At 39.2% G+C, this 26,134-nt stretch carries 23 protein-coding genes; all 23 read right to left on the bottom strand.

Features of this window, described 5'->3' with window-relative positions; all coding sequences use genetic code 11:
* The 23 genes from FYJ25_RS01960 to FYJ25_RS01850 all read right to left on the bottom strand — a co-directional run bounded on the left by FYJ25_RS01960 (position 1) and on the right by FYJ25_RS01850 (position 26,024).
* A complete protein-coding gene (locus FYJ25_RS01960) occupies positions 1–3,393 on the bottom strand; it encodes a PD-(D/E)XK nuclease family protein (RefSeq protein ID WP_154580395.1) in 3,393 nt (1,130 codons plus the stop codon).
* 3 nt (positions 3,394–3,396) lie between these two features.
* A complete protein-coding gene (ispG, locus tag FYJ25_RS01955) occupies positions 3,397–4,458 on the bottom strand; it encodes a flavodoxin-dependent (E)-4-hydroxy-3-methylbut-2-enyl-diphosphate synthase (protein ID WP_330578227.1) in 1,062 nt (353 codons plus the stop codon).
* 138 nt (positions 4,459–4,596) lie between these two features.
* Complete coding sequence (rseP, locus tag FYJ25_RS01950) at positions 4,597–5,634, bottom strand: RIP metalloprotease RseP (RefSeq protein ID WP_205677372.1); 1,038 nt, start codon at positions 5,632–5,634, stop codon at positions 4,597–4,599.
* Between the two features lie 15 nt (positions 5,635–5,649).
* Entirely contained in the window at positions 5,650–6,786 is a 1,137-nt protein-coding gene (locus FYJ25_RS01945) for a 1-deoxy-D-xylulose-5-phosphate reductoisomerase (RefSeq protein ID WP_154580394.1), read from the bottom strand.
* A complete protein-coding gene (locus FYJ25_RS01940) occupies positions 6,783–7,592 on the bottom strand; it encodes a phosphatidate cytidylyltransferase (protein ID WP_154580393.1) in 810 nt (269 codons plus the stop codon). Before FYJ25_RS01940 ends, FYJ25_RS01945 begins: the two co-directional genes overlap by 4 nt.
* Positions 7,593–7,606: 14 nt before the next feature.
* Positions 7,607–8,308 carry an undecaprenyl pyrophosphate synthase gene (locus tag FYJ25_RS01935; RefSeq protein WP_147607344.1) on the bottom strand — a complete coding sequence of 234 codons (702 nt, stop codon included), beginning with the start codon at positions 8,306–8,308 and terminating at the stop codon, positions 7,607–7,609.
* Positions 8,309–8,433: 125 nt separating this feature from the next.
* Complete coding sequence (frr, locus tag FYJ25_RS01930; protein WP_021907224.1) at positions 8,434–8,979, bottom strand: ribosome recycling factor; 546 nt, start codon at positions 8,977–8,979, stop codon at positions 8,434–8,436.
* A gap of 113 nt (positions 8,980–9,092) precedes the next feature.
* A complete protein-coding gene (gene pyrH, locus FYJ25_RS01925) occupies positions 9,093–9,806 on the bottom strand; it encodes a UMP kinase (RefSeq protein ID WP_096239489.1) in 714 nt (237 codons plus the stop codon).
* 18 nt (positions 9,807–9,824) lie between these two features.
* Complete coding sequence (locus FYJ25_RS01920) at positions 9,825–10,022, bottom strand: hypothetical protein (protein WP_005346105.1); 198 nt, start codon at positions 10,020–10,022, stop codon at positions 9,825–9,827.
* A gap of 580 nt (positions 10,023–10,602) precedes the next feature.
* Positions 10,603–11,076: an SsrA-binding protein SmpB gene (gene smpB / locus FYJ25_RS01915; RefSeq protein WP_021907182.1), complete on the bottom strand. Its 474-nt coding sequence runs from the start codon at positions 11,074–11,076 to the stop codon at positions 10,603–10,605.
* Between the two features lie 80 nt (positions 11,077–11,156).
* On the bottom strand, positions 11,157–13,490 hold the full coding sequence (gene rnr / locus FYJ25_RS01910; protein WP_154580392.1) for a ribonuclease R: 2,334 nt from the start codon (positions 13,488–13,490) through the stop codon (positions 11,157–11,159).
* Positions 13,491–13,578: 88 nt separating this feature from the next.
* Positions 13,579–13,821 carry a preprotein translocase subunit SecG gene (gene secG / locus FYJ25_RS01905; protein ID WP_021907180.1) on the bottom strand — a complete coding sequence of 81 codons (243 nt, stop codon included), beginning with the start codon at positions 13,819–13,821 and terminating at the stop codon, positions 13,579–13,581.
* 70 nt (positions 13,822–13,891) lie between these two features.
* The gene (locus tag FYJ25_RS01900; RefSeq protein WP_154580391.1) at positions 13,892–15,169 is read right to left on the bottom strand and encodes a BMP family ABC transporter substrate-binding protein; all 1,278 of its coding nucleotides are present in this window, start codon (positions 15,167–15,169) and stop codon (positions 13,892–13,894) included.
* Between the two features lie 25 nt (positions 15,170–15,194).
* Entirely contained in the window at positions 15,195–16,175 is a 981-nt protein-coding gene (locus tag FYJ25_RS01895) for an ABC transporter permease (protein ID WP_147607303.1), read from the bottom strand.
* A gap of 14 nt (positions 16,176–16,189) precedes the next feature.
* On the bottom strand, positions 16,190–17,284 hold the full coding sequence (locus FYJ25_RS01890) for an ABC transporter permease (protein ID WP_154580390.1): 1,095 nt from the start codon (positions 17,282–17,284) through the stop codon (positions 16,190–16,192).
* Entirely contained in the window at positions 17,284–18,810 is a 1,527-nt protein-coding gene (locus tag FYJ25_RS01885) for an ABC transporter ATP-binding protein (protein WP_021907176.1), read from the bottom strand. The genes FYJ25_RS01890 and FYJ25_RS01885 overlap by 1 nt, the downstream gene beginning before the upstream one ends.
* Positions 18,811–18,968: 158 nt before the next feature.
* Positions 18,969–20,219 carry a BMP family ABC transporter substrate-binding protein gene (locus FYJ25_RS01880; protein ID WP_154580389.1) on the bottom strand — a complete coding sequence of 417 codons (1,251 nt, stop codon included), beginning with the start codon at positions 20,217–20,219 and terminating at the stop codon, positions 18,969–18,971.
* Between the two features lie 257 nt (positions 20,220–20,476).
* On the bottom strand, positions 20,477–21,781 hold the full coding sequence (gene eno / locus FYJ25_RS01875) for a phosphopyruvate hydratase (protein WP_154580388.1): 1,305 nt from the start codon (positions 21,779–21,781) through the stop codon (positions 20,477–20,479).
* A gap of 151 nt (positions 21,782–21,932) precedes the next feature.
* Positions 21,933–22,550, bottom strand: coding sequence for a cytidylate kinase-like family protein (locus FYJ25_RS01870; protein ID WP_021907173.1), 618 nt, complete (start codon positions 22,548–22,550; stop codon positions 21,933–21,935).
* An 8-nt stretch (positions 22,551–22,558) separates the two neighbouring features.
* Positions 22,559–23,269, bottom strand: a complete 711-nt coding sequence (locus FYJ25_RS01865) for an ABC transporter ATP-binding protein (RefSeq protein WP_021907172.1) — start codon at positions 23,267–23,269, stop codon at positions 22,559–22,561.
* 14 nt (positions 23,270–23,283) lie between these two features.
* On the bottom strand, positions 23,284–24,042 hold the full coding sequence (locus FYJ25_RS01860; protein WP_021907171.1) for an ABC transporter ATP-binding protein: 759 nt from the start codon (positions 24,040–24,042) through the stop codon (positions 23,284–23,286).
* A gap of 2 nt (positions 24,043–24,044) precedes the next feature.
* The gene (locus FYJ25_RS01855; RefSeq protein ID WP_154580387.1) at positions 24,045–25,130 is read right to left on the bottom strand and encodes a branched-chain amino acid ABC transporter permease; all 1,086 of its coding nucleotides are present in this window, start codon (positions 25,128–25,130) and stop codon (positions 24,045–24,047) included.
* A 12-nt stretch (positions 25,131–25,142) separates the two neighbouring features.
* Positions 25,143–26,024: a branched-chain amino acid ABC transporter permease gene (locus FYJ25_RS01850; protein ID WP_154580386.1), complete on the bottom strand. Its 882-nt coding sequence runs from the start codon at positions 26,022–26,024 to the stop codon at positions 25,143–25,145.
* Positions 26,025–26,134: the final 110 nt, after the last annotated feature.

Genomic DNA, 26,134 nt, shown 5'->3' with positions numbered 1-26,134 from the left:
TTACTCTCCCTCCTCTCTTATTTTTTCCAAAACTTCTTCTACAGATAAACTCTGAAAACTCTGATATTCATATCCCGGCAATTTCACATCAAATCCACATACATCGGCAAACGGACAATAATCGCAGGCTGTTCCCTTTTTATTTCGGTACGGTCTTGGACGAATTTCTCCTTTATAAATCCTTCCTCCAAGTTCAGCCGCTTTTCTTTTTGCATACCCGCCCATATAATGAAAATCCTGTGTCCCCATTACCGGAGAATTTTTATATGGTTCCCCTGATTTTTTCAGACGGACCGGCATAGACAGAAAGTCACCGTCAGGTGCCTCAAGTTTATTTAAAATATCTCCATCACTATTCGCCATTCCAGACATGCGGAAATTTTTAAGCAGACTCTCTTCCTCTGCATGATCTGCTTTAATGATAGGATCTTGTAACTGATAATAGAACACACCGGCAGGTGTTACTTCTTTCTCTGTTTCTTTATGATATATCTCCTCTGCTGCATTCATATAAATAATCAACTGTAGTTCCAGTCCATAATAAAAATCTTCCATTTCAAACTTTTTAGCACCGGATTTATAGTCGATCACACGCATAAGAACCCTGTCATCTTCTTCACAGACATCCACCCTGTCAATCGTTCCTAAAAGAAACATTTTCCGTCCATTTGAAAGAGGCACTTCAGCCTCTCTTAATCGCTCCTGCTTTCCAAAGTGAAGTTCAAAACGATCCGGTTCAAATTCACTGTTCTTTAAATGTGCACGAAGAACTCCTATTGTCCTTCTCATAATTCGCTCTACCGTCTTTATCTTATATTGATTTCTTGAAGAACTGTAAAATACATCACCAAGATTCTCATCCATAGCAGCTTGCAATGCTTCCGAAATATATTCATTCTGCACCTTCTCCGGAATTGTTTTCCAGTTATAGTCTGATTCCTTCACCTTTTTTGAAAAAGTTTCCAGTGCCTTATGGAAAAGATTTCCTAAATCCATCGGTCGAATCTTGTATTCTTCTCTTTCTTTTAATTCCAGACCATAAATACAATAATACTGATATGGACAGGCAGCAAATCGTTCCAGCCTGGTTACACTGCCTGAAATTTCTTTCCCATAAAGTTCTTCCATTAAATCTTCCGATAATTTTGGTTCCTCATATGATTCTTCCAGATACTGTCCATATTTTTCCAGATCTTTTTTCTTTTCTGAATACTGATTCCAATAATTTGCTAACATAAGAAAGGCTTTATTCTTTTTTATTTGTTCGGGATGGTGTTTCATTTGAAGAAGCCCCTGCAATAAAAACTCTCTGCTGTCTTCCTCATTAAAATAATATCTTTTTTCTTCCTCTGGATATTTCTTTCTATTCAGCTTTGGAAAAAGACAACTTAAATTCTTTTGAAGAACAGAAGGTCGAAGTGCTGTCCCGTCACTGTCCGTTAACGAATAGGAAAAATAAAGTTCTTCCGTTGGCTTAGAAAATGCCATATACATATAAAACTCATCTTCCATCGACTGCTCTAAAAGATTTTGTGACAGAGTAATTCCATATTGCTTTAAAAGTTCTTTTTCATCATCACTAATGATTCCCCTATCTTCTAAGTTCGGAGGAATCTTTCCGTCATTCATACCTGTAATGAACAAAACTTTTATCTCATGCAGACGAGATCGTTTCAAATCTCCAAGCACAACCTGATCCATAGATAACGGAACAACACCAAGCCCCAGAGAATCCAAACCGGCATCCATAATTTCTCCAAGTTCTTTTATCGTCATCTTCTCTTCCCCGAAAATCATGACAATCTTATCTATCAGCGAAATCAATAATTCATATAACTGTCTATATTCTGTTGCTTTTACATAATCTCCTGCATCCTCTGCCTTTTGTGCACAGTAAGAAAACTTTTCTTCAAAAGCCAGTTCCGTCATTGTCAGATAGAGTGCTTTCATTTTATCTTTTACTGAAACTTCTTTATCCCTCATTACCTGACAGAAATGCTCAGTTTCTTTCATAAAACGTTCCTGCAAAGTATGCAGTTCCTTTATCATGTCTTCCTCTTTGTTCTTTAAGCGCCGGACAAATGGTTTTTTCCACATAGAAAGTCCTCTGATACCTGCATAAAGAACATAGTTTTCCAGATAATCGGCTTCTTCATCCATAAGATCAGACATTCCTGACTTCAGATAACGAAAAACACTCTCATAAGAATAGTCCATCTGTGCAAGATGGAATAGTGACCTTACTGCCTCAACTCCAGAATGATAGGATACCTTTTTTTTCGTATCTTCAAATACCGGAATATTTAAGATTGCAGCCTTTCGTTTAAATGCAGATGCGTATTCTGCAACATCTCCGGAAAGAACAGCAAAATCCCGATATCGATATCCTTTTTGTCTCACAAGCTGTTCTATTTTATGCATAACATAATCTGCTTCTCCATCAGGATTGCGGCATACTGTCATATGAATTCGTTCTGGAAAATCATCATATGATTCTCTGTTATTCTGGAATAAATGTTGTTCTAAAAAAGCTGCTTCCGGATTATTTATAAATCTAGGAGCGATTTTTTCTCTAAGATTAACTATCTCTTCTACTTCCTGCATATTTTCTTTACAAAGCATCAGCAATGCATCTGCTGTTTTCTTACTGGCATTGAATAAATCTTCCGACAGTCCTTTTTGTCCCGGAATAAATTCAGGAATCGTCACCGTTACATTAATCTGAGCAGCCACCTTGAGCAATTCTCTTAAAAAAGAAATCTGTACCGGTGTAAATCCTGCAAACCCGTCAAAATAAAAGACTGCATTCTTTAACATCGGCGCCTTCTCTGTAAATTCTCTGGCAATATCAAGAATCTGTTCTGTTACCATAAACCTTCCCTCTATTGCCTTTTCAAAATGCTCGTAAATTCTTCCAAGTTCTTCACATTTATTACAAAGAGATTTGTTCTCGTCTAACTGCTTTGTTACTTCTTCCACCTGTTTCCATGAAACACCATAACCAATAAACTCCATGAGCATTGATTTTAGTTCATCAATAAAACCTGGTTTCTTCATGCTTTTTTTGAAATAAAGGAAATCCCCTTCCTCTTCTGAAAGAATCTTTCTAAGCATCATCGATACGCCCAGATCTTCCAGTATTTCTTTTGGCTGATAATTACATTCTGCAAAAATACGATAGGACAGACGATGAAAGCTTAGTACATCTATATTAAAAAATCCATGTCTTGGATGCATCTTTACTATTTTACGCTGCATCTCCAGACTGAACTGTTCCGGTACAATAACATAATATTGTTTTTCCGGAATCTCTATAGAACGGCGGATCACTTCCTTCACCAGATATTCTGTTTTCCCCTGTCCACTTCTTCCTGTAATATATCTAAGCGCCATTCTCTATTCCTCGTTCCAGTTACTGAGTTCTTCTCTTAATACAGCTAGCAGATCACTTTCCGGTATCTTTCGGACTACCTGTCCCTTCTTGATAAGAAGTCCTTCTCCCTTTCCACCTGCAATTCCGATATCAGCCTCTTTAGCTTCCCCCGGACCATTTACAACGCATCCCATAACAGCTACTTTAATATTTAAATTATCAAACTCTGTTACCATTTTCTCTACTTCATTCGCAAGTCCGATAAGATCAATATTCGTTCTTCCACAAGTAGGACAGGATACTACCTCGATTCCACCTTTTCTAAGGCCGAGTGTTTTTAATATCTGCTTTGCTGAAGCAATTTCATTTACCGGATCTCCTGTAAGCGAAACTCGAATCGTATCCCCGATTCCCTGATTTAAAATAATACCAAGACCAATTGCTGATTTGATATTTCCGCGGAACAAAGTTCCTGCTTCGGTGATGCCTACATGAAGAGGATACTGACACTTTGGCGCTAATAATTCATGCGCTCTGGCACACATTAAAACATCGGAAGACTTAATACTTACTACAAGATTATCGTATCCCATATCTTCTATCATCTTCACTTTATCAAGTGCACTCTCTACAAGCCCCTCTGCAGTCACTTTTCCATACTTTTCTATGATATGTTTTTCTAAAGAACCACTATTTACCCCGACACGAATCGGCACATTATATTCTTTTGCTTTATCAACGACTGCCTTTACTCTTTCAGAAGAACCGATATTTCCCGGATTGATTCTTATTTTATCTGCTCCATTCTCAATTGCTGCAATCGCCATACGATAATCAAAATGAATATCTGCTACGATTGGAATATGAATTCTTTTTTTAATTTCTCCGAGTGCCTTTGCGGCTTCTAATGTAGGTACCGTAGAACGAATAATATCACATCCTGCTGCCTCTAACTCAAGAATCTGCGCTACGGTTGCCTCTACATCTTCTGTCTTCGTATTCGTCATAGACTGAATCAGAATCGGATTTCCTCCACCAATCACCCTGTCTCCAATTTTCACTACCTTTGTTTGTTCTCTGTACACAGCAGTTCCTCCTTTTTATAACGTACATATTTGCCAGAAAAGAGCCTGCCGCACCTTTAGCTGCAACAGCCTCTTTTCCTTTCTTACACTTTACATTCGATATAGAATAAACCTGTATAAGTTTATCTGTCTGTTCATTTATATAAAAAATATATTTTTAATATCATTCGCCATGACAATGACCATCAAAGCCATCAAAAGAACCAATCCGGCAAAATGAACCATTCCCTCCTTCTCCGGAGGTACTTTCTTCCTTCGAATCATCTCAATGATAATAAACACTAATCGGCCTCCATCTAATGCCGGAAGCGGCAGAAGATTCATTACACCTAAATTGGCACTCAGCATGATCGCAAAATTCAAAAGACTTAATACAACCGTCTTAATGCCATACACGATTGACTGCTCATAGGTGTCTCCGATCATATTGACAATTCCAACCGGACCGGACAGATCGTTCAGTTTAAAACGTCCTGTTATCAAATATTTAAGACTGAGGAAGGTAGATTTAATCTGATACCTTACCTCAAGAATACTGTACTTTACTGTACCCCAAAGACCTTCTTTTGTACTTTCCTTCTTAGAAATTCCAAAAGCATAACTTCCTGATTCTGTTTTCTTTCGCGTAACCGTGACTGTCTTTCTTTTTCCGTCTCTTTCATAGGTTACTTTCACATCTGCTTTGTCATTATGCATATAGTTAAAAAGAGAAATCTCGCGAAAATTATAGATTCGTGAGCCATCTAACTTTACGATATGATCTCCCGCCCGTATTCCTGCTTCATATGCTCCGCTATCTGTTGGAACTTCACTTGCTACCGCAGGGTCTGCCCCTCCGAAGCCAACAACAAATAATGCAAGAACAAATGCCAGAATAAAGTTAAAAAACGGTCCGGCAAATATTACCGAGAATCTGGCAAGTGGTGACTGGCTTCCAAACGCTCTTGGGTCCTGACAGGCATCATCTTCTCCAAGCATAACACAGCAACCGCCAAATGGAAGACACTTTACGGAATACTTGGTCTCTCCTATCTGCTTTCCAAAAATAGTTGGTCCGATTCCAATCGCAAATTCTTCAACACAAATCCCGTTTTTCTTTGCCAGCAGGAAATGTCCCAGCTCATGAAAAATAACAATAACACTAAATAAAACAATTGCAAGAATTATTTTCAGCATGAATTTTCCTTTCTTTTACTGAAGTATGGAATAAACCCACTGCTCTGTTGCAAGAATCTCTTCTAAATCAGGATGAGCAGATACTTTATGGGCATCCATACACTTTTCAATAGAACGGACAATGTCCGTATACTTTATCTCACCTTTTAAAAACTTTGCAACCGCCCTCTCATTCGCTGCATTAAAAACAGTCGGCATTGTTCCACCTGTCTTTCCAGCCTCAATTGCAAGAGATAATCCTCTAAACACTTTATAATCTGGTTTCTCAAATGTGATCTGAGATAACTTTGAAAAATCCAGTCTTTCACCCGGAAGGCTTCTTCTTTCTGGATAAAACAACGCATATTCTATCGGAACACGCATATCCGGCGTTCCAAGCTGTGCAATAACTGCTCCGTCAATATACTGCACCATTGAATGAATGATACTCTGTGGCTGAATAACAACTTCTATCTGAGAATAATCTACGCCAAAAAGCCACTTTGCCTCCATCACTTCAAGACCCTTATTCACCATTGTCGATGAATCAATCGTAATTTTCGGTCCCATAGACCAGTTCGGATGATTCAGCGCATCTTCAAGTGTTACAGTTTCTAAAAACTCTGCGCTCTTTCCGCGAAATGGTCCGCCGGATGCAGTAAGAAGAATCTTATCAAGTGCTTTCTTCGGTTCTCCCTGAAGGCATTGGAATATTGCAGAATGTTCACTGTCCACCGGAAGAATAGATACACCGTATTCCCTTGCCATCGGAATGATCAGATGACCTGCCGTTACAAGTGTCTCTTTGTTTGCTAATGCAATATCCTTCCCCTTTCTGATTGCCTCCATCGTCGGTAAAATCCCCATCATACCGACAACTGCTGTCACAACGACATCTGCACTGTCTATCCCGGCAACTTCAATCAGTCCATCCATTCCGCAGACAACTTCTACTGCTTCACCCGCAAGTTCTTCTTTTAACTCCTGTGCCTTCTTCTCATCAGATAAACTTACTAATTCCGGATGAAATTCTCGAATCTGCTCTTTCAGTCGTTCTTTATTACTGCCGGCAGCAAGAGCTACTACCTCAAGCTCATCGGAATGTGCTCTGATCACATCTAACGTCTGTGTTCCTATTGAACCTGTTGAACCTAATATCGCTATCTTTTTCATTTTAATCCCACCACCATCACTAACATATAATAAATAATCGGTGCCGTAAATATAATACTGTCAAATCGATCCAGAATACCTCCATGTCCCGGTATCAAATGACTGTAATCTTTGATCTCATAATTTCTCTTAATCGCAGAAGCACCTAAATCTCCAATGATACTAATAAGACCACCTACAGCACATACTATGCCAAATACTATGATCAGGTTATAATGAACTGACAGGAAATTCTTTGAGATCAAACCATAAAGGCAGCCAAGTAAACCTGCTCCGATAACCCCGCCTACAGCACCTTCTATTGTCTTCTTCGGACTTAATATTGGAGACATCTTATGCTTTCCAAATAATCGTCCGGCACAATATGCCAGTGTATCATTACCCCAGGCACTTAAAAATACAAGAACTACCATATAAGCACCATCAGAAAGCATACGGATCCGATAAATACAGGAAAGCATTATTGTAACGTAAAATAATGCAAAATAAGAAATCGCCACACTCGAAATTTCATATTTAGGAAAAGTAAACACATATACCGCTATCAGCATAATAAGTACCAGTAATGCCAACGGCATTATATACTGCTCTAATCCAAGAAGTAATAACAAATAATATAATATACTACCTGTGTATACTATGACACCAAGAGCAGACTTCTCCATATGGATCACTCTTAATAACTCAAATACACCAATCAAAGAAATCGCTCCCACTACAAAAAATGTAAGAAAGCCACCATAATATAGTGTAACAAACGCAATAATCACCAGAATAATTCCGCTGATCAATCTCTGTTTAAACATCGCTGTCCTCCTTATCAGACTCCGCCAAAACGGCGTTCTCTGGTATTATAATACTCTACAGCCCGTATTAATTCCTGCTTATCAAAATCCGGCCAGAGTACATCTGTAAAATAGAATTCCGCATAGGCAAGCTGCCATAACAGCCAGTTAGAAAGTCTCTGTTCGCCACTTGTCCGAATCATCAGATCCGGATCTGGCAGATCCTTTGTATCAAGATAAGAAGCAAACCGTTCTTCCGTAATCTCTTCCACAGAAAATGCTCCCTCTTTGCAATCCTGTGCCATATGGCGCATTGCTCTTACCATCTCGTCCCTGCTTCCGTAATTAAGCGCAATCGTAAAATTGAGTCCTGTATTCGCTGCAGAAACCTCTTCAAGTTCATCAATTGCTGCCCTGATATCATCATCTAAACGGCTCTTTTCTCCAATAACACGAACCCGCATGTTATTCTTTGCTGTTCTTTCGATACAATCTTTTAAATACTTTCGTAAAAGCCTCATCAATGCCTTTACTTCCTTATCCGGACGTCTCCAGTTCTCTGTTGAAAATGCATATACTGTCAAATACTTGATTCCGATGTCCCACGCATCTTCACAGATCTGTTCTACTGTCTTCGCCCCCTGGGAATGTCCATAATTTCTAGGCATCAGACGTTTCTTGGCCCATCGTCCGTTTCCATCTAATATAATAGCCACATGCTCCGGAATTACAAGCATCTTTCCATTCAATTCCTTTTCCACTTATCTGTAAACCTCCAAACTTCTAAACCAATCTTATAATGAAACACATAAGAAAAACCAGACAGCCAGTCACACCGGCCGCCTGGTTGCTTTCCATGATACTATACTGTAAGAATCTCCTGAGACTTCTTATCGATCATTCCATCGATTGTCTTAATATGCTTATCTGTAGCTTTCTGTACTTTATCCTGCTGATCTTTTAATTCATCCTCAGTAATCTCATTATTCTTGTTCGCCTTCTTAAGCGTATCATTCGCATCTCTTCTGATATTACGGATAGCAACCTTCGCTGCCTCACCCTTTTTCTTAACGTCCTTTACAAGTTCCTTTCTTCGTTCCTCTGTCAATTCAGGGAACACAAGACGGATAACCTTACCATCATTCGTAGGATTAATTCCGATATCAGACTGCATAATCTCCTTCTCAATTGCCTTTAAAAGAGAAGTCTCCCATGGCTGAATCGTAATAATTCTTGGTTCAGGAACAGAAACATTACCAACCTGCTGTAGTGGAGTAGGGGTTCCATAATAGTCTACCTTAATCTTATCTAATACATGAGGATTCGCTCTTCCGGCACGAATAGAGTTATACTCTCTCTCCAGACTCTCAATAGACTTCTGCATCTTCTCTTCAAACTTCTTTATCATAATATGTCCTCCTACATTATACTTTGTACTCTCTATTATTGTGTGGTATTAATTTACAATAATCCATCTTGATTGTCAAGCTATTTCCAGTTTTTATTTATCAAACAATACCTCTATACCGTAACATATGTTCCGTTAAACTTGCCACTCATTGTATTTACAATACTGTTCTCCTCTTCCAAACCAAAAATGACTAATGGCATCTTATTCTCAAGGCACATGATTGTTGCTGTCAGATCAATAACACCAAGCTTTTTGGAAAGTACCTCATCAAGAGAAATCTCATCATACTTCACAGCATCCGGATTCACCTTCGGATCACTGTCATATACACCATCAATTGCTTTTGCTAACAGAATTGCATCCGCTTCAATCTCAATGGCACGAAGAGCTGTAGCTGTATCTGTGGAGAAATATGGATGTCCTGTTCCGCCGGCAAAGAAAGTTACCACTCCATCTTCCAGATTATTCACTGCATCATCTTTTGAAAAAAGTTCTGTAAATGCTCCACAGGTAAAAGGAGTATAAACCTTAGTCTTCATTCCTGCGTGACGGAACATATCAGAAACATAAATACAGTTCATTACAGTTGCAAGCATACCAATCTGATCTGCCTTGGTTCTTTCCATGTTCTCGCTAGTTCTTCCTCTCCAGAAATTACCGCCGCCAATAACAATAGCAACCTGCACCCCATCATCAACGATCTGCTTTACCTGCTCTGCTACTTTTAATACGGTTTCCTCATCAAAGCCAGTCTTTTTCTCTCCGGCTAACGCCTCTCCACTTAACTTTAATAAAACACGTTTTAAACCTTTTAAATCTTTCATGTAAACCTCCAAAAGTCTTTATCCCATGATAATCTTCCGGGTGCGAAAATCATAACGAATCTCTGTCTTCTTAAATTTCTCATCTACATCAATAAATTTAAGCATAGTATCATCATGCGCTAACACTGGATAGTTCATCCCTGACAGCACCGAAAAAAAGACATCTATGATCATATATCCATTTTTCCTCGAAACATTCGACAATAATACTTTCATTCTTCACACCTCTGATTCTCTACCTTGTACAAAAAGGCAAAGTAATACTTAATAACATTATAGCCGATTCTGCCCCCAATGTAAAGAACCAGATATCAATCCTGATTTGATGGATTAAAGAAACGAAAACCAGAAACTTTATATAGAATAAAATGTGAAGATAGTCGCGGCATAGAAAATGCCTGACCGGCATTTTTATTTGCTCCGACATCACATTTTATTCTATATAAAGTTTCTGGTTTTCTGTCCTTTAGCGCCAGATGAAATCAGGATTTTTGTCTGAGGGAAATAAGGGGCTTGTCCAGAAATCTACGATTCTCCTTCAATTCAAGTCGAGCAGCAGTGAAAAATTTAAATGTCAATCCTTTTGAATTTAATTCCATGGAAAGCCATAATATTCTGGAGAATTCCCATTCCTTCCAACTGTAGATTTAGATAGTCAGAAAAAAGAAAAAACACCCTATCCCAGATGCGGCTTCGGAGCATGTTTAAGATGCGGATAAGCATTTTAAACACAGCGACTACAGAGCAGATGGGATAGGGTGTTTTTTCTTTTTTCGTCTACATCAATCTACAAAATCTAACCTAAATTGCGGATTTTAAAGTCTCTTTCGGCTTCTCTTTTTGCATCTTTCTTTGCAATATCCTGTCTCTTATCGTATAACTTCTTACCTCGGGCAAGACCGATTTCAACTTTTACAAGGCTGCCTTTAAAGTAAACTTTTAATGGCATTAAGGTGTAGCCTTTCATTTTAATCTGACCGGCCAGTTTATTGATTTCTGATTTATGAAGAAGAAGCTTTCTTACACGAAGTGGATCACGATTAAAAATATTCCCCTTTTCGTAAGGGCTGATATGCATATGATTAATGAGCACTTCTCCTTTATTACTTATTGTTACAAAGGATTCTTTTATACTACATTTGCCCATGCGCAGAGACTTTACTTCGGTTCCATGAAGAGCAATTCCTGCCTCATATTTTTCATCGATAAAGTAATCGTGATATGCTTTTTTATTGTTGGCAATTAATTTAATGCCTTCTGATTTTGCCATACAAATTCCCCTTTCCTGTCATAATATACTCTTAGATTCCTTGCCTTACTGAACCCCATAAGTACATATATTTAACAATGCTAAATCTCATCAATTTTCTTTTTGCTGTAAAGATGGAGCAGGCGGTCTGCTTCCTCATCATCAATCCAGTCATTTAAAAGAATACCGTCCTTATCTGGAAGGCTGCTTCCGGTCTCGTCAAATTCAGAATCTTCTTCCGCAAGACTATCTCCTGGTATTCCATCACCATAATAATCATCTGGATCAGGATAATCAGCATGTTGTGAGAATTCTTTTAAAACAAAGTCTATTGTACGTTCCATTTTATCCGCAGAACGAACTACAATTTCTACCTTTTGACCCAGTGTGAAAATTCGTCCGGTATGTTCCCCCGTAAGCTTATAACTTTCTTCATCAAATACATAGAAATCATCTAACAGGCTGTTAATCGAAACCATTCCTTCGATCGTATTATCAAGTTCTACAAAAAATCCCCAGGAGGTTACTCCAGAAATGACACCTGTAAAGGCTTCTCCTAAATACTGCTGCATATATTCTACTTTTTTCAGTTTGTCCACTTCTCTTTCCGCATCCTGTGCACGACGTTCCATAGTAGAACTCTGCTGTGCCACCGATGGTAATATGGCCTCATAATGTTCTAATCGCTTCTGATTCAACTTTCCGTGAATATTCTCTTTGATAATTCGGTGGATCTGTAAGTCAGGGTAACGTCGTATCGGTGATGTAAAATGCGTATAGTACTGTGTGGAAAGTCCAAAATGCCCTACATTCAGCGTTGTATACTTCGCCTGTTTCATTGATCTGAGTGCAAGGCGGCTAATTAATGGTTCCTCCGGTTCTCCTTCTAATGAAAAAAGAAGTTTCTGAATTTCTTTCGGATGAAAGTTCTCTCTTCCGGTCTTCATATAATATCCAAAATTATGGATAAATGTATCAAGTTTCTTTATCTTATCGCTATCGGGTGTCTCATGTGTACGATAAAGGAATGGAATTTCCTGCCAGAAGTAATCCTCGGCAACCGTTTCATTGGCAAGAAGCATAAAGTCTTCAATGATATCCGTTGCAACATTTCTCTCATATGGATGAATATCTATCGGATATCCCTTATCGTCTACGATGATCTTAGATTCCGGAAAATCGAAGTCGATCGCACCTCGTTTTCTACGCTTTTCCTTTAAGATTGCTGCTGCTTCTTTCATTAAAAAACATAATGCACGAATATCTTCTCTTTCTCCTTCTGGATGTTCCTGACCTTCAAGAATCGCCTTTACACCTGTATAACTCATTCGTTCATCAACACAGATCACTGATTCCGTAATCGTATGATCAAGTACATTACCATTTACGTCAAATGTCATCATACAACTCATTGCAAGACGATCTGTTCCTGCGTTCAAAGAACAAATTCCGTTGGAAAGTTCTCTTGGAAGCATCGGAATAACACGATCTGCAAGATAAACGCTAGTTGCTCGTTCTAACGCTTCTTTATCAAGCGGTGAGTCTTCTTTAACGTAGTGAGCTACATCTGCGATATGCACACCGAGATAATACTTCTCATCCTTTTTAGAAAGTGTGATTGCATCATCTAAGTCTCTCGCATCTTCTCCATCAATTGTTACTGTAAGAAGATTTCGGAAATCCACACGCTTTCCGCCTGGCTGTTCTGAAATCTCCTGAGGTACAGACTGTGCTTCTTTCATAACAGACTTTGGAAATTCCTGTTCAATTCCATAAGCACGTATAATACTTGTCACATCGGTAGCTGGATCATCCATTGGTCCAAGAATTTCAATAACCGCTCCTTCTGGTTTCTTTCTTTCTCCTCCAAAATCCGTCAGACGAACTACTACTTTATCTCCGTCCTTTGCGCCACTCATATGCTTCTTAGAAATAAAAATATCTTTATCGTAATGACGGTCATCCGGGAGAACAAACCCGAAGCTGGTATTCTTCTGGAAGGTACCGACAAGTGTCTTACAGCCACGTTCTAATATTTTTAAGACCATTCCCTCACGGCGCTTTCCTTCTCTTCCTGACCTCTTTGTCACTTTTACTTTAACAATATCTTTATGAAGCGCACCGTTTACCTGTGTCGCAGGAATAAAGATATCTTCTTCTCCCTCGACCGTCACAAAACCAAAACCGCGTGCATTCGCTGTGAACACGCCCGTAACATTGTGATTCTCCGGCTTAATATACTTTCCCTTCGCTGTAAGTTCTACACTTCCATCTCTCACAAGAGCATCCATTACTTCTTTTAATGCACCCCTGTCTTTATGTGGTACATCCATAAGATATGCCATTTCTTTTAATTTTAAAGGAATATAATCCGGGTCATAAATCATATCCCGTATGCTGTTTTTACGCTGTTCAAATAATAATTTATCTTTCATAAATAGCTTCCCCTGTCAAAACTTTTGTCAAAAAAAGCCGTCTCAGTTCAGTTTGCGAATTGAGACGGCATCATAGTCTGCTTTAAAATTACTGGAAAACCTTCAGGCAAAGGCCAATGGCTACTACGAAGAATAAAAATCCAAGAATTGCTGTAATTCTTTCTAACTTACCTTCCTTAGTCCGACCACGGTTCTTTCTAACATAAGAATCAGAATCAACCTGTCCGCTTAAGGCACCGAACCCTGAATTCTTGCTTTCCTGCATCATTACCACTATAATCATCGCAAGACATATTAACATAAATACGATTGTTACTAATGTTCTAGCCAAATTTCACACCTCCTGCCATCTACACAAAATCTAAACTATTATAGCACAGTTTTTTCCACAAAACAAGCTTTTAATTCTCTTCTGTTGTAGATTCGGCAGATTTCTCTTCCTGTTCTGCAAGATAATCATGCGTACTTTCTGTTACTCCATCAACAAAGATATCAAAAACAGATTTCGACTGTGTCATGGATTCCTGTAAATTTCCATTTTTAATGTACTTTTTATATTTCTTAAACTTCTTGTTACTCTTTGCTAATGTATCAAGAGAAGAACCATCGACCGTAAACTTCTCTATATTAAATATTTTTGCATTTCCAGCTCTTAAATTCTTCTCCAGTTCAGCAACTTTTTCTACAGTACCGTCTGATATATGCTCATCATTTAACTGAGAAAGAACAACGGCGTTCTCTGCATAACCAGCTGTCCAGTCTGTTGCGATTTCTTTGTCTTTTAATACTTTATTCACTGCATAGGTATAATATACACTCCAGTCAGATATCGCAGAAGTAAGTGCATCTTTTGGTGCGGTAGAAATAAGATTGATGTCATTTCCAATCAATGGAGTATCATTCTCTGCACATACCGTTGCTACAGCAGTGGTATACGTATACTGCGCCATCATCTTCACACCAGCTGCAATAAGCTGTCTTGCTGCCTTCCCATCTGCATCATAAACGCCTCTTTTACCGACATAACGAACTAAAACAGAGGACTGTGAACAAGCTCTTTCTACTCCAAGATAAAATGCATTAATACAGCTTGTTGTCTTTGCATTCTTTTCGTATGCCACAAATCCGATCACACAGTCTTCCGCGGAAATATCTCCTTTATCAAGAAGATGATTTAATTTGATACCAGCAACGAGACCAGCTACATGATATGCTTCATATATTCTTGTATCGTAGTTATGAAAGTTAGAAAGTTCACTGTCCTTAGCAAGCTTTCCGCCTTCCTGACAAAACTGTACCTTCGGATACTTCTTCGCTGTTTCTTCTAATACACTTTCAAACTCCGGATTTTCAGAAAAAATAATGCTGCAGCCTTTTTCTGCAAGTTCCGCTGCTTTCTTCTCACAATCAGACTTCTTTACACTTTCTTTAATGATGATCTGATCATCTTTTATTCCTGTCTGCTCCTGCATCTTGCGGATTCCCTGTACTCGCGCAACGGTATCTGGTGCATCTCCGTCTGAAGAGAGCAGATACCCCACTTTCATACTTCCACTGTCTGCAGTCTTTGTTTCCTGCTGCTCTCCTGTATTCTCAGGAAAAAGTGACTTGCTGCTTCCACATCCGCAGATGGAAAGAGCCATGATCACAGCCATAACTACTGCTATATGTTTTCTCATGTTTTCGATTCCTCCGTTTCTTTGCTTAACGGTCCTCTCTAAAATATGCCAGTCCCAGACTATTCGGCGGCTGCTGCTCTCTCTTCTTACGAAGGCTCGTAATGATAAGAACAATGATTGTTACCAGATATGGAAGCATCTTAAAGATTTCCTGCATACTTCTTCCAAGTCCCGGTATATATAGATATAAAATATACAATCCGCCAAATAGAAAGGACCCCCAGATTGCATTGACGGGCTTCCAGAGGGCAAAAATAACAAGCGCGATCGCAAGCCATCCTCTGTCACCAAAACCATTATTCGTCCAGGTTCCTCCTGAGTATTCCATTACAAAATAAAGTCCTCCAAGACCGGCAATTCCTCCACCGATTACCGTTGCAAGATATTTATAAAGCGTAACATTGATTCCTGCCGCATCCGCTGTCGCTGGACTTTCTCCTACTGCATTCAAATTCAGTCCCCAGCGGGTACGTTTTAAAAAAAACGCCATAAGTAGTGTAATAATAATTGCAAAATATGTCAAGAACCCATAATTAAAAAATATCTCTCCGATTACGGGGATCTTTGATAAAAACGGAAGCTTTGCACGATAAGCATCTCCGGTAACCGCTACAGAAATCTGTCCTACACCACCGGCAAGTGTCGAAAGGGATCCTCCAAAAAAGTTACCAAAACCAACACCAAATGTTGTCAAGGCAAGACCTGCCACATTTTGATTCGCTCTTAATGTAATTGTCAATACACTAAAAATCAAACCACCGAATGCAGCCATTAAAAATGCAGCTAACAGGGACAGAATCATTCCAACCAGACCATTTGGATGTGCGGCAGCCTTTTCATAATAAAAAGCTGCGATAAGACCGGCAATCCCACCCATATACATCATTCCTGGAACTCCAAGATTTAAATTACCTGATTTTTCTGTCAGAATTTCTCCATCTGCGCCAAAGAGCATACAGACACCCTGCATAATGGCCTTTTGTACAAATGTAATTAATACTGTCATCAATCTCTTCCTCCTTATGCACTGTGCTTTCCGCGAAATTCCAATTTATAATTAATGAAAAATTCACATCCGATAACAAAAAACAAAATAATTCCCGTAATAACATCGGAAGCATTTTCATTCAGATTATACTGTGTCGCAATCTGAATCGCTCCCTGCTGCATAAATACAAGAAGAAAAGAAATCACTGCCATTGCCCATACATTAAACTTCGCAAGCCATGCTACAATGATCGCGGTAAATCCGCGACCTCCCGCCGTACTTGTAGAAATCGTATGAGAAGAACCACTTACAAGAATAAATCCTGCAAGACCTGCAATTCCTCCGGAAATTCCAACGGTACGGATAATCACTTTACCTACGTTAATCCCTGCGTATCGTGCAGTATTCTCACTCTCTCCTACAACAGAAATCTCATAGCCATGTTTTGTACGCTTCATATAAATAAACATGAACACCGTTAATAATAACACAATTACAAGATTCCATCCATAGTCAAGTCCAAAAAGAGGAGGAAGCCATCCTGCTTTTGTCGGAGCATTAATAATTCCAACCGAATTTGATCCAACCGGATTCTCCCAATATACAATACAAAATGTTACAACCTGCATAGCAACGTAATTTAACATCAGGGTAAATAACGTTTCATTTGTATTCCACTTTGCCTTAAAAAATGCCGGAATAACTCCCCAGATAGCTCCGGCAGCAAAACTGCAAAGAAATATCAGTACAAGTAACACTCCTGTTGGAAGAGCATTCCCTGCATAGATCATCATTGCCGCAGAAGCAACACATCCCATAAGAATCTGTCCTTCTGCACCGATATTCCAAAACTTCATTTTAAAAGCAGGTGTTACCGCAACTGCCACACATAACAAAGTCAGTGCATCTCTTGCTGTTACCCAGAAACGGCGGCTTGTTCCTACGGCGCCTTCTACAATTCCTTCGTAGACTTCTACAGGATTCATCTTAATAATCATAAAAATAAAACCTGCGCATACAACAAGTGAAAGGAAAATTGCAGCAATTCTTACCAGCCATCTCTTTCCAGATGGCATATCCTCTCTTTTCGAAAGATGTATCAGTGGTTCTTTCACTGTATTATCCATTATTTTTCCTCCTTATGGGATGTCATCAACATTCCAACTTCTTCTTTTGTTGTCTTTCTGGCATCCACAATTCCTGTTACCTTACCATCACAAAGTACCAGGATTCTGTCGCAGAATTCAAGAAGCATGTCTAGATCCTCTGCTACACATACAACGGCAACGCCCCGTTCTTTTTGTTTGTTTAACAGATTATAGATCATATAAGAAGAGTTGATATCAAGACCACGCACCGGATAAGCAACAAGAAGAACTGCCGGTGAAGAAGCAATTTCTCTTCCTACAAGAATCTTTTGTACATTTCCCCCGGAAAGTCTTCTTACAGGATAATCAATATCCGGGGTTACAACATCTAGATCTTCTTTAATCTTTTCTGCCAGCTCTTTTGGTGCTTTTAAACTCGTAAAGAACCCTTTTCCTTTTCTAAAAGAACGAAGAAGCATATTTCCTGTCATACCCATAGATCCGACAAGTCCCATACCAAGACGGTCTTCCGGAACAAAAGAATGACGGACTCCCAGTTCATTAATCTGTGCTGCATTATATTTAGCCAGATCAATATCCTCTCCTTCCGGCGAGTGGAAAACAACACTTCCGGAAGAAAGCTTCGTAAGTCCGGCAATCGCCTCTAATAATTCTTTTTGTCCACTTCCGGAAATTCCTGCCACGCCAAGTACTTCTCCACCAAACGCTTCAAATGAAACATTCTCTAATGTATGCAGTCCGTCCTCATTCGTACAGGTAATAGTATCGATTGTAAGACGCTTTTTAAGATCATGCGGCATCGGACGGTTAATATCAAGGGAAATCTTTTCTCCAACCATCATCTCTGTGAGAGATTCTACAGTCGCCTCTGAAGTTTGTAATGTCCCAATATACTTTCCTTTCCGTAAAATCGAAACACGATCAGACAATTCTAAAACTTCATTTAGTTTATGTGTAATAATGATAATTGCCCTGCCATCATCTCTCATATTGCGAAGCACATCAAACAATTTATCTACTTCTTGTGGCGTAAGTACTGCTGTCGGCTCATCAAGAATTAAAATATTGGCACCTCGATATAACATCTTAACAATCTCTACTGTCTGTTTCTGAGAAACGGACATGGTATATACCTTCTGTGCTGGATCAAGATCAAAACCATACTTATCAACAAGCTCCTGAATATCTTTATGCACTTTCTTCATGTCAAGAACCGCGCTTCCCTTTAATCCCAAAATAATATTTTCCGCTGCGGTCATAACATCGATCAATTTAAAATGCTGATGGATCATTCCGATTCCAAGATCAAAAGAATCCTTTGGAGAACGAATCGATACTTCTTTTCCATCTACAAATATATGTCCTTCATCTGGAAAATAAATTCCGGAAATCATGTTCATCAAGGTGGTCTTCCCACTTCCGTTTTCGCCAAGCAACGAAAGAATCTCTCCCCTTTTCACCTGAAGATTAATTCCATCATTTGCGACAATCTTGCCAAATCGTTTTGTTATATTTTTTAATTCTATGGCATATGTCTGTTCCAACTTTTTTTCCTCCATTATCCGACTATTCAAGTCGAGCAGCTGTCACTCACCATCCAAAAGAGGTGGGAGTCTTCTCGACTGAGATAAAATATTGTTTTTTACATAATCAGGCAGAGCCACTGATATGGCGGCTCTGCCTTAGTAAACTGACTGTTTAATTACTTTGTAATGGAGTCAATTCCATCAATAATAAATGTGAATGCCGGTGCAGAAGTCATTCCACCTGCCACGTCGGATTCATGGAAATATCCATCTTTGATATAACTCTGAAGCTTTGTAGCATCCTCATCACCGGACTCTACAAGTTCTTCAAGGGTCTTACCACCGACGGTAAACTTAGAAGTATCAAATACATGAATTGTTCCGTCTTCAATTCCCTTCTGTGCTTCTTCTACTTTTTCTTTTGTTCCTTTAGCAACGGTCTTATCATTCAGTTCTGTAATTGCATCCGCTCCATCTTTTACACCTTTTGACCAATCTGTATCAATAGCTGTTCCCCCAATTACAGACTGTACAGCATATGTGTAATACGGACCCCAGTTGATTGTTGCAGAAGTAAGAGCTGCATCCGGAGCTGTTGGAATCATATCGATATTATAACCTACACAAGGAACCTTCTTTGCTTCACATGCTGTAGGAGCTCCTGTTGTATCGGCATGTTGGCTGATTAATACACAACCATCCGCGATCAACTGCTCCGCACATTCTTTTTCAAGATCAAAGGATGCCCAGCTGTTTGTATATTTTACTTCCATCGTAGCAGAATCACAAACAGACTTCACACCAAGATAGAAAGAGGTAAATCCACTGATAACTTCGGCATATGGGAAAGCCCCTACATAACCGATCTTACATTTATCTTTTGTAACTTCACCTTTTTGAATCATCTCATTTAACTTCATACCCGCAACAACACCGGATAAATAACGAGATTCATATACGTTCGTGAAGAAGTTGTGCATATTAGCAAGCCCACTGCTCTTTGCCTGATATCCTGTTGCATGACAGAACTGTACATCCGGATAATCTGCAGCCGCCTGAAGAATATAACTTTCATGACCAAAACTGTTTGCAATAATAATGTTGCATCCCTGTTCTGCCAGGTCTACCGCAGCATCATAACAACCTTCATCTTCTTTGATATTGGTCTTGATCACTACCTGATCATCTGTAAGACCAAGATTCTTCTTCATCTCTTCTACTGCTTTTAAATGTGCTTCGGTGTATCCTTCATTCTCATCACCGATCATAATACATCCCACTTTCACATCGGATGCTGCTACAGGTTTTCCTGCTGCTGAACTTCCCTTTGCGGATGTAGAACCTTCTGATCCACTGTTTGAAGAACCGCAGGCACAGAGTGATGCTGTCATAACAGCGGCAAGAATAAATGCCAGTAATTTTTTCATTGTCTTTCCTCCTCTATATTTGCTTCTGAAAAAATACACTTCTATATTAGACTACATCTTTTCATAAGTAAAGTCGAAATAGAGAGAAAATAAGATTTTTTCTTATTAATCCTTCAATTTTTTAATTTTGTAATATAATCTCTCAATTTTTCATGATTTCTAAGATGACTCTCCTAAAATTCTATCTGTAGCATTTCTTCAAGTCGAGCAGCCACTCACCACCTGAAAGAGGTGGGAGTCTTCTCGACTGAGATAAATCACTTTCCATAATTTCCGGAATTTCCAAGTTCTTCTTCAATCCGCATAAGCTGATTATATTTTGCAGTTCGTTCTGCCCTGCATGGAGCGCCTGTTTTAATCTGCCCTGCATTTACCGCCACTGCCAGATCCGCAATCGTTGTATCTTCTGTATCCCCGCTCCGATGAGATATAATCGTGCGATAACCAGCTTTTTGTGCCAGTAAGATCGCATCAAGCGTTTCAGATAATGTACCGATCTGATTCGGTTTTATTAAAATCGCATTTGCGATTCCCTTCTCAATTCCTTCTGACAATCGTTTTACATTTGTTACAAAAAGATCATCTCCAACAAGCTGTACCTTTTCTCCAAGGCGATAGGTAAGGACTTTCCACCCTGCATAATCTTCCTCGCTCAATCCATCCTCAATAGAAATCAAAGGGAATTTTTCTACAAGTTCTTCATAATATTGCACCATTTCTTCTGCATTTCTGTAAATTTCCTTTTCTTTCATCTGACTTTCCCCTGGAAAATAATAGCGTCTGGTATTTTCATCATACAATTCGGAGGCTGCCGCATCCATTGCAAAAAAGATATCCACTCCAGGCTCATACCCGGCAAGCTGCGTTGCTTCCTGCAATAATGCCAGCGCTTCTTCCGCAGAATTTAAATTCGGAGCAAAACCACCTTCATCGCCCACACCGGTTGCATACTCTTTTTCAGCTAACGTTTTCTTTAACTGTTGATAAATCTCTGCACACATCTGGATTCCTTCCGATAAAGACTCTGCACCAACTGGCATGATCATAAATTCTTGAAAGTCAATTGAATTTTTCGCATGACACCCCCCATTAATGACATTCATCATAGGAACCGGCAGTACTTTACCATTCACACCGCCAACATAACGGTAAAGGGGAATCCCCAAGCCTTCAGCCGCTGCTCTGGCCACCGCAAGAGAAACTCCCAAAATAGCATTTGCACCGTATTTGCTTTTATTTTCTGTACCGTCCGCTTCTTTTAAAATATGGTCGATTTCTCTTTGTTCTAAAGCATTGCAGCCGCATAAACGATCACTGATTCTTGTGTTTACATTTGTAACTGCCCTCTCTACTCCTTTTCCTCCAAATCGTTTTTCCTCATCTCGAAGCTCCACCGCCTCAAAACGACCTGTAGAAGCTCCAGAAGGCACAATTGCTTTCCCGCTTGCACCACTTCCTAATCTTACCGTTACTTCTACCGTTGGATTTCCTCTAGAATCAAGCACTTCTAAACCATGTACTTCTTCAATACTAAAATCTTTTTTATTTAAACCTTTTTTCATAAAAAAATTCCCCCTTACTGAATTGTGAAAATAATTTCTTTCTCATATACTCTCTTAATCTTTCTGTGTCTGATTTTACGAAAGATTCCAAAAGTATATTTTCTTCAGTATGGGAGAAATTTCATTTTTTATACATAATTTTTATATGTACTTACTTATATTGTTCAATATATGCTTTTACCACCGCTACAAGCTTCTCATAGCTCATACTTGCAGTATTTAGGCAAAAGTCATAGTTTCTTGAATCATTCCAGTCTTTCCCGGTATGATATCTGTAATAATCTGAGCGATATTTATCCGTTTTTTCAATTTTGCGGATAATTTCTTTTTCTGTACCGCCATTCTGTGTCTTTACGCGGGCAATACAGTCTTCCTTTGGTGCATAAAAGAATAAACGAACTACATCCGGATTATCCTTTAAAATAAAATCCGCACATCTTCCGATAATTACACAGGATTCTTCTGCCGCAACTTCTTTGATAATCTTCGCCTGATAATTAAAAAGGTTGTCATCTGATACGAAATCATCACTTTCCGGAGGGAATATCTCCCCCTTGTAAATCTTTTTACTGATGCCAAATAAAGGCAGACTCTTCACCTTCTCATCTACTTCTCCAAACAAAGCTTCATTGATACCACTCTGTTCAGAAGCCATACGAAGCAATTCTCTGTCATAGCAGTGGATACCAAGTTCCTTGGCCAAAAGTTTGCCTAAAGTTCTTCCACCACTTCCATAACTTCTTGCAATCGTAATTACTGTATGTTCCATTGTAACACCTACTCTCCCAAATATGCCTTTTTAATAGACTCATTATTCATAAGTTCTTTCGCATCACCGCTAAGAGCAATCTTACCTGTCTCCAAAACATACGCTCTGTCAGCAATTGCCAGTGCCTTCTTCGCATTCTGTTCTACAAGAAGTACTGTCGTTCCAGCGGCAGAAACCTGCTGAATAATCTTAAAAATCTCATCTACAAAAATCGGTGACAGCCCCATAGAAGGCTCATCCATCAGAATAATCCTTGGTTTAGACATTAACGCACGTCCCATCGCCAACATCTGCTGTTCTCCACCACTTAATGTACCTGCAGACTGATTTCTTCTCTCTTTTAATCGCGGAAAACTTTCATATACCATCTCTAAAGACTGTGCGATCTCATTCTTATCTTTTCTTGTATATGCACCAAGCTTCAAGTTCTCATACACAGAAAGATTCGCAAATACACGTCTTCCTTCCGGTACATGTGCCATTCCCATTGTTACGATCTTATGTCCCGGTACCTTTGTAATATCCTGTCCTTCAAACAGAATATGTCCCTTCTTTGCCTGAAGCATACCGGTGATTGTCTGAAGAGTTGTTGTCTTACCAGCACCATTCGCACCGATAAGAGCGATAACTTCTCCCTGATTTACCTCAAAGGAAATCCCCTTGATGGCCTGAATCATCCCATAATATACTTCAAGATCCTTTACTTCAAGCATTGCCATAAAGTTCTTTCCTCCTATTCTCCAAGATAAGCCTTAATAACTTCCGGATCATTTAAAACATCTTTCGTCTTGCCCTGTGCCAGTACCTGGCCAAAGTTTAATACGGTAAGTTCTTCACATATTCCTGATACAAGCTTCATATCATGTTCGATCAATAATACTGTCATATCAAAATTATCACGAACGAAACGAATCGTATCCATAAGTTCTATTGTTTCATTCGGGTTCATTCCGGCAGCCGGCTCATCTAATAAAAGAAGCTTTGGATTTGTTGCAAGCGCTCTGGCAATTTCTAACTTACGCTGCTCTCCATATGGAAGATTCGATGCAAGAAAGTCTGCCTTACCATCAAGCTCAAATACTTTCAGAAGTTCCATTGCCTTTTCATTCATCTCTTTTTCCATCTTATGGTACTTTGGTAAACGTAAAATGCCTGTCAAAGCGGAATACTTATACTGATTATGCAGTCCAATCTTTACATTGTCAAGAACAGACTGCTGGGAAAACAGACGAATATTCTGGAAAGTTCTTGCAATACCTGCCTTATTAATCTCAATTGTCTTCTTTCCAACAAGATCTTCACCATCTAACTTGATAATACCGTCTGTCGGTTTATATACACCGGTCAGCATATTAAAGACAGTTGTCTTTCCTGCACCATTTGGTCCAATCAGACCGTAAAGCTGTCCTTTCTTTATCTCAACCTCAAATCGGTCTACCGCACGAAGACCACCAAAAGAGATACCCAGATTCTTTACTTCAAGTAATGCCATAATTACTGTACCTCCTCTGCTTTTGCTTTTTTGCCAAACATTCTCTTAATGGAATACTTTTCTCTCCACTCGATTGCTTTTGGTGCCCAGTTAAAGAGCATCATGATAATTAATACAATCGCATAAATCAACATACGGTAATCGGCAAGTCCACGAAGAATTTCCGGAAGCATTGTAAGAAGAACTGCCGCGATAATAGATCCACGAAAACTTCCCATGCCACCTAAAACAACGAATACAAGAATCATGATGGACATATTGTAACCGAAGTTTGCAGGAAGTGCTGTTAACGTAGACAGATTATGTGCATAAAGTACACCACCCGCACCGGCAATCGCTGCTGAAATTGTAAATGCCATTAATTTATACTTTGTAATATTGATACCTACAGATTCCGCTGCGATACGATTATCACGAATCGCCATGATCGCGCGTCCTGTTCTTGAGTTTACAAGGTTAAAACAAACAAATAAACTAATTAAAATAATAATAATACCAACAACAAAGGTAGACTGATTCGGCGTTCCGACAATACCTTTTGCTCCATCAATAATCTTTTGTCCATCTGCCTCCATATTTAAAGAGGCACTGTCCTTTATGGAGAAATGAAATCCTTTACTGTCTTTTCCAAGATACATAACGTTAATTACATTCTTGATAATCTCACCAAATGCCAGCGTTACGATTGCAAGGTAATCGCCTCTAAGACGAAGAACCGGAATACCAATAAGCCATCCAAAAATTGCTGCAACAACTGTACCGATAAGAATCGCCAGAATAAAACGAAGTGTTTCATTCATTCCTGTCGCCATCATACATTTTGAAAATACAGCACTTGAAAATGCTCCAACACACATAAATCCTGCATGACCAAGACTCAGCTCACCAAGATATCCTACACAAAGATTTAATCCGATCGCTACGATAGAATAAATGCAAAGCGGAACAAGAAGTCCCTGCATCAGACTCGACATCATTCCGGTAGATACCATAACCTCTACAATAATAAATACTGCGATTACCATAGCATAGGTAATCAACATACTTTTTGTCTGTTTGTTCATACTTTTTAAATTTGCTTTTTTCATTTCTTATGCCACCTACACTTTCTCCTGTACCTGTTTGCCAAGAAGTCCCGTAGGCTTTACTAAAAGTACGATGATCAATACAGCAAATACGATTGCATCAGATAACTGTGAAGAAATATATGCTCTTCCCAGAATCTCAATTACTCCCAGTAAAATACCACCAATCAACGCTCCCGGAATCGAACCGATACCACCAAATACCGCCGCAGTAAATGCTTTGATACCAGGCATCGCTCCGGTATACGGAGAAAGAGTCGGATATGCGGAACATAACAATACACCAGCAATCGCGGCAAGCCCGGAACCGATCGCAAATGTAAGCGAAATTGTCTTATTTACATTTACACCCATAAGCTGTGCTGCATCTTTATCTTCAGATACTGCAAGCATTGCCTGACCTGACTTCGACTTTTTAATAAAAATCATCAATGCTGCCATAATAACAATACAACTGATCACTGTTGCGATTGTTACACCGGAAATTGTAAGATTTCCTCCAGCCAGCTTAATTGATGGAATATGTACAACAGACGTAAATGACTTTGTGTCTGCTCCAAATAAAATCAACGCTAAGTTCTGCAAAAAGTAACTGACACCAATTGCAGTAATCAATACTGCAAGTGGAGATGCTTTTCGCAGTGGTTTATACGCAATCTTTTCAATTACTACACCAAGAATGGTACATCCAATAATTGCAGCAATAATGCTCACTGTCGAATTCAGATGGAAGCTGCCCATCAAAACAAACACGATATAACATCCAATCATGATAACATCGCCATGTGCGAAGTTCAGCATCTTAGCGATACCGTATACCATAGTATAGCCAAGGGCAATAATTGCGTAAATACTTCCCAGGCTGATACCATTTATCAAATATGATATAAAACTCATATGTTTTCCTCCGTGCCGTCCTTACGGCTTTTCTAAAAAACGAAAAACTTCTCTAAACCAAAAAAGGAGCTACCCGCAGGTAACCCCTTCCCTGGGCTATATTATTTAAT

Source organism: Anaerobutyricum soehngenii (genome assembly GCF_009697165.1).
Classification (GTDB): domain Bacteria; phylum Bacillota; class Clostridia; order Lachnospirales; family Lachnospiraceae; genus Anaerobutyricum; species Anaerobutyricum soehngenii.
Note: the sequence above shows the minus strand (reverse complement) of the source record. Positions and strands in the feature narration are given on the sequence as shown.

What these genes read in the sequence shown, in the direction of transcription:
- FYJ25_RS01960 (WP_154580395.1), bottom strand. Translation starts at nt 3,393, where the DNA reads ATGGCGCTTAGATATATTACAGGAAGAAGTGGACAGGGGAAAACAGAA.
- rseP (WP_205677372.1), bottom strand. Translation starts at nt 5,634, where the DNA reads ATGCTGAAAATAATTCTTGCAATTGTTTTATTTAGTGTTATTGTTATT.
- FYJ25_RS01945 (WP_154580394.1), bottom strand. Translation starts at nt 6,786, where the DNA reads ATGAAAAAGATAGCGATATTAGGTTCAACAGGTTCAATAGGAACACAG.
- FYJ25_RS01940 (WP_154580393.1), bottom strand. Translation starts at nt 7,592, where the DNA reads ATGTTTAAACAGAGATTGATCAGCGGAATTATTCTGGTGATTATTGCG.
- FYJ25_RS01935 (WP_147607344.1), bottom strand. Translation starts at nt 8,308, where the DNA reads ATGCTTGTAATTCCGGAGCATGTGGCTATTATATTAGATGGAAACGGA.
- frr (WP_021907224.1), bottom strand. Translation starts at nt 8,979, where the DNA reads ATGATAAAGAAGTTTGAAGAGAAGATGCAGAAGTCTATTGAGAGTCTG.
- pyrH (WP_096239489.1), bottom strand. Translation starts at nt 9,806, where the DNA reads ATGAAAGATTTAAAAGGTTTAAAACGTGTTTTATTAAAGTTAAGTGGA.
- FYJ25_RS01920 (WP_005346105.1), bottom strand. Translation starts at nt 10,022, where the DNA reads ATGAAAGTATTATTGTCGAATGTTTCGAGGAAAAATGGATATATGATC.
- smpB (WP_021907182.1), bottom strand. Translation starts at nt 11,076, where the DNA reads ATGGCAAAATCAGAAGGCATTAAATTAATTGCCAACAATAAAAAAGCA.
- rnr (WP_154580392.1), bottom strand. Translation starts at nt 13,490, where the DNA reads ATGAAAGATAAATTATTATTTGAACAGCGTAAAAACAGCATACGGGAT.
- FYJ25_RS01900 (WP_154580391.1), bottom strand. Translation starts at nt 15,169, where the DNA reads ATGAGAAAACATATAGCAGTAGTTATGGCTGTGATCATGGCTCTTTCC.
- FYJ25_RS01895 (WP_147607303.1), bottom strand. Translation starts at nt 16,175, where the DNA reads ATGACAGTATTAATTACATTTGTACAAAAGGCCATTATGCAGGGTGTC.
- FYJ25_RS01890 (WP_154580390.1), bottom strand. Translation starts at nt 17,284, where the DNA reads ATGGATAATACAGTGAAAGAACCACTGATACATCTTTCGAAAAGAGAG.
- FYJ25_RS01880 (WP_154580389.1), bottom strand. Translation starts at nt 20,219, where the DNA reads ATGAAAAAATTACTGGCATTTATTCTTGCCGCTGTTATGACAGCATCA.
- eno (WP_154580388.1), bottom strand. Translation starts at nt 21,781, where the DNA reads ATGAAAAAAGGTTTAAATAAAAAAGATTTTAGTATTGAAGAAGTACAT.
- FYJ25_RS01870 (WP_021907173.1), bottom strand. Translation starts at nt 22,550, where the DNA reads ATGGAACATACAGTAATTACGATTGCAAGAAGTTATGGAAGTGGTGGA.
- FYJ25_RS01865 (WP_021907172.1), bottom strand. Translation starts at nt 23,269, where the DNA reads ATGGCAATGCTTGAAGTAAAGGATCTTGAAGTATATTATGGGATGATT.
- FYJ25_RS01860 (WP_021907171.1), bottom strand. Translation starts at nt 24,042, where the DNA reads ATGGCATTACTTGAAGTAAAGAATCTGGGTATCTCTTTTGGTGGTCTT.
- FYJ25_RS01855 (WP_154580387.1), bottom strand. Translation starts at nt 25,130, where the DNA reads ATGAAAAAAGCAAATTTAAAAAGTATGAACAAACAGACAAAAAGTATG.
- FYJ25_RS01850 (WP_154580386.1), bottom strand. Translation starts at nt 26,024, where the DNA reads ATGAGTTTTATATCATATTTGATAAATGGTATCAGCCTGGGAAGTATT.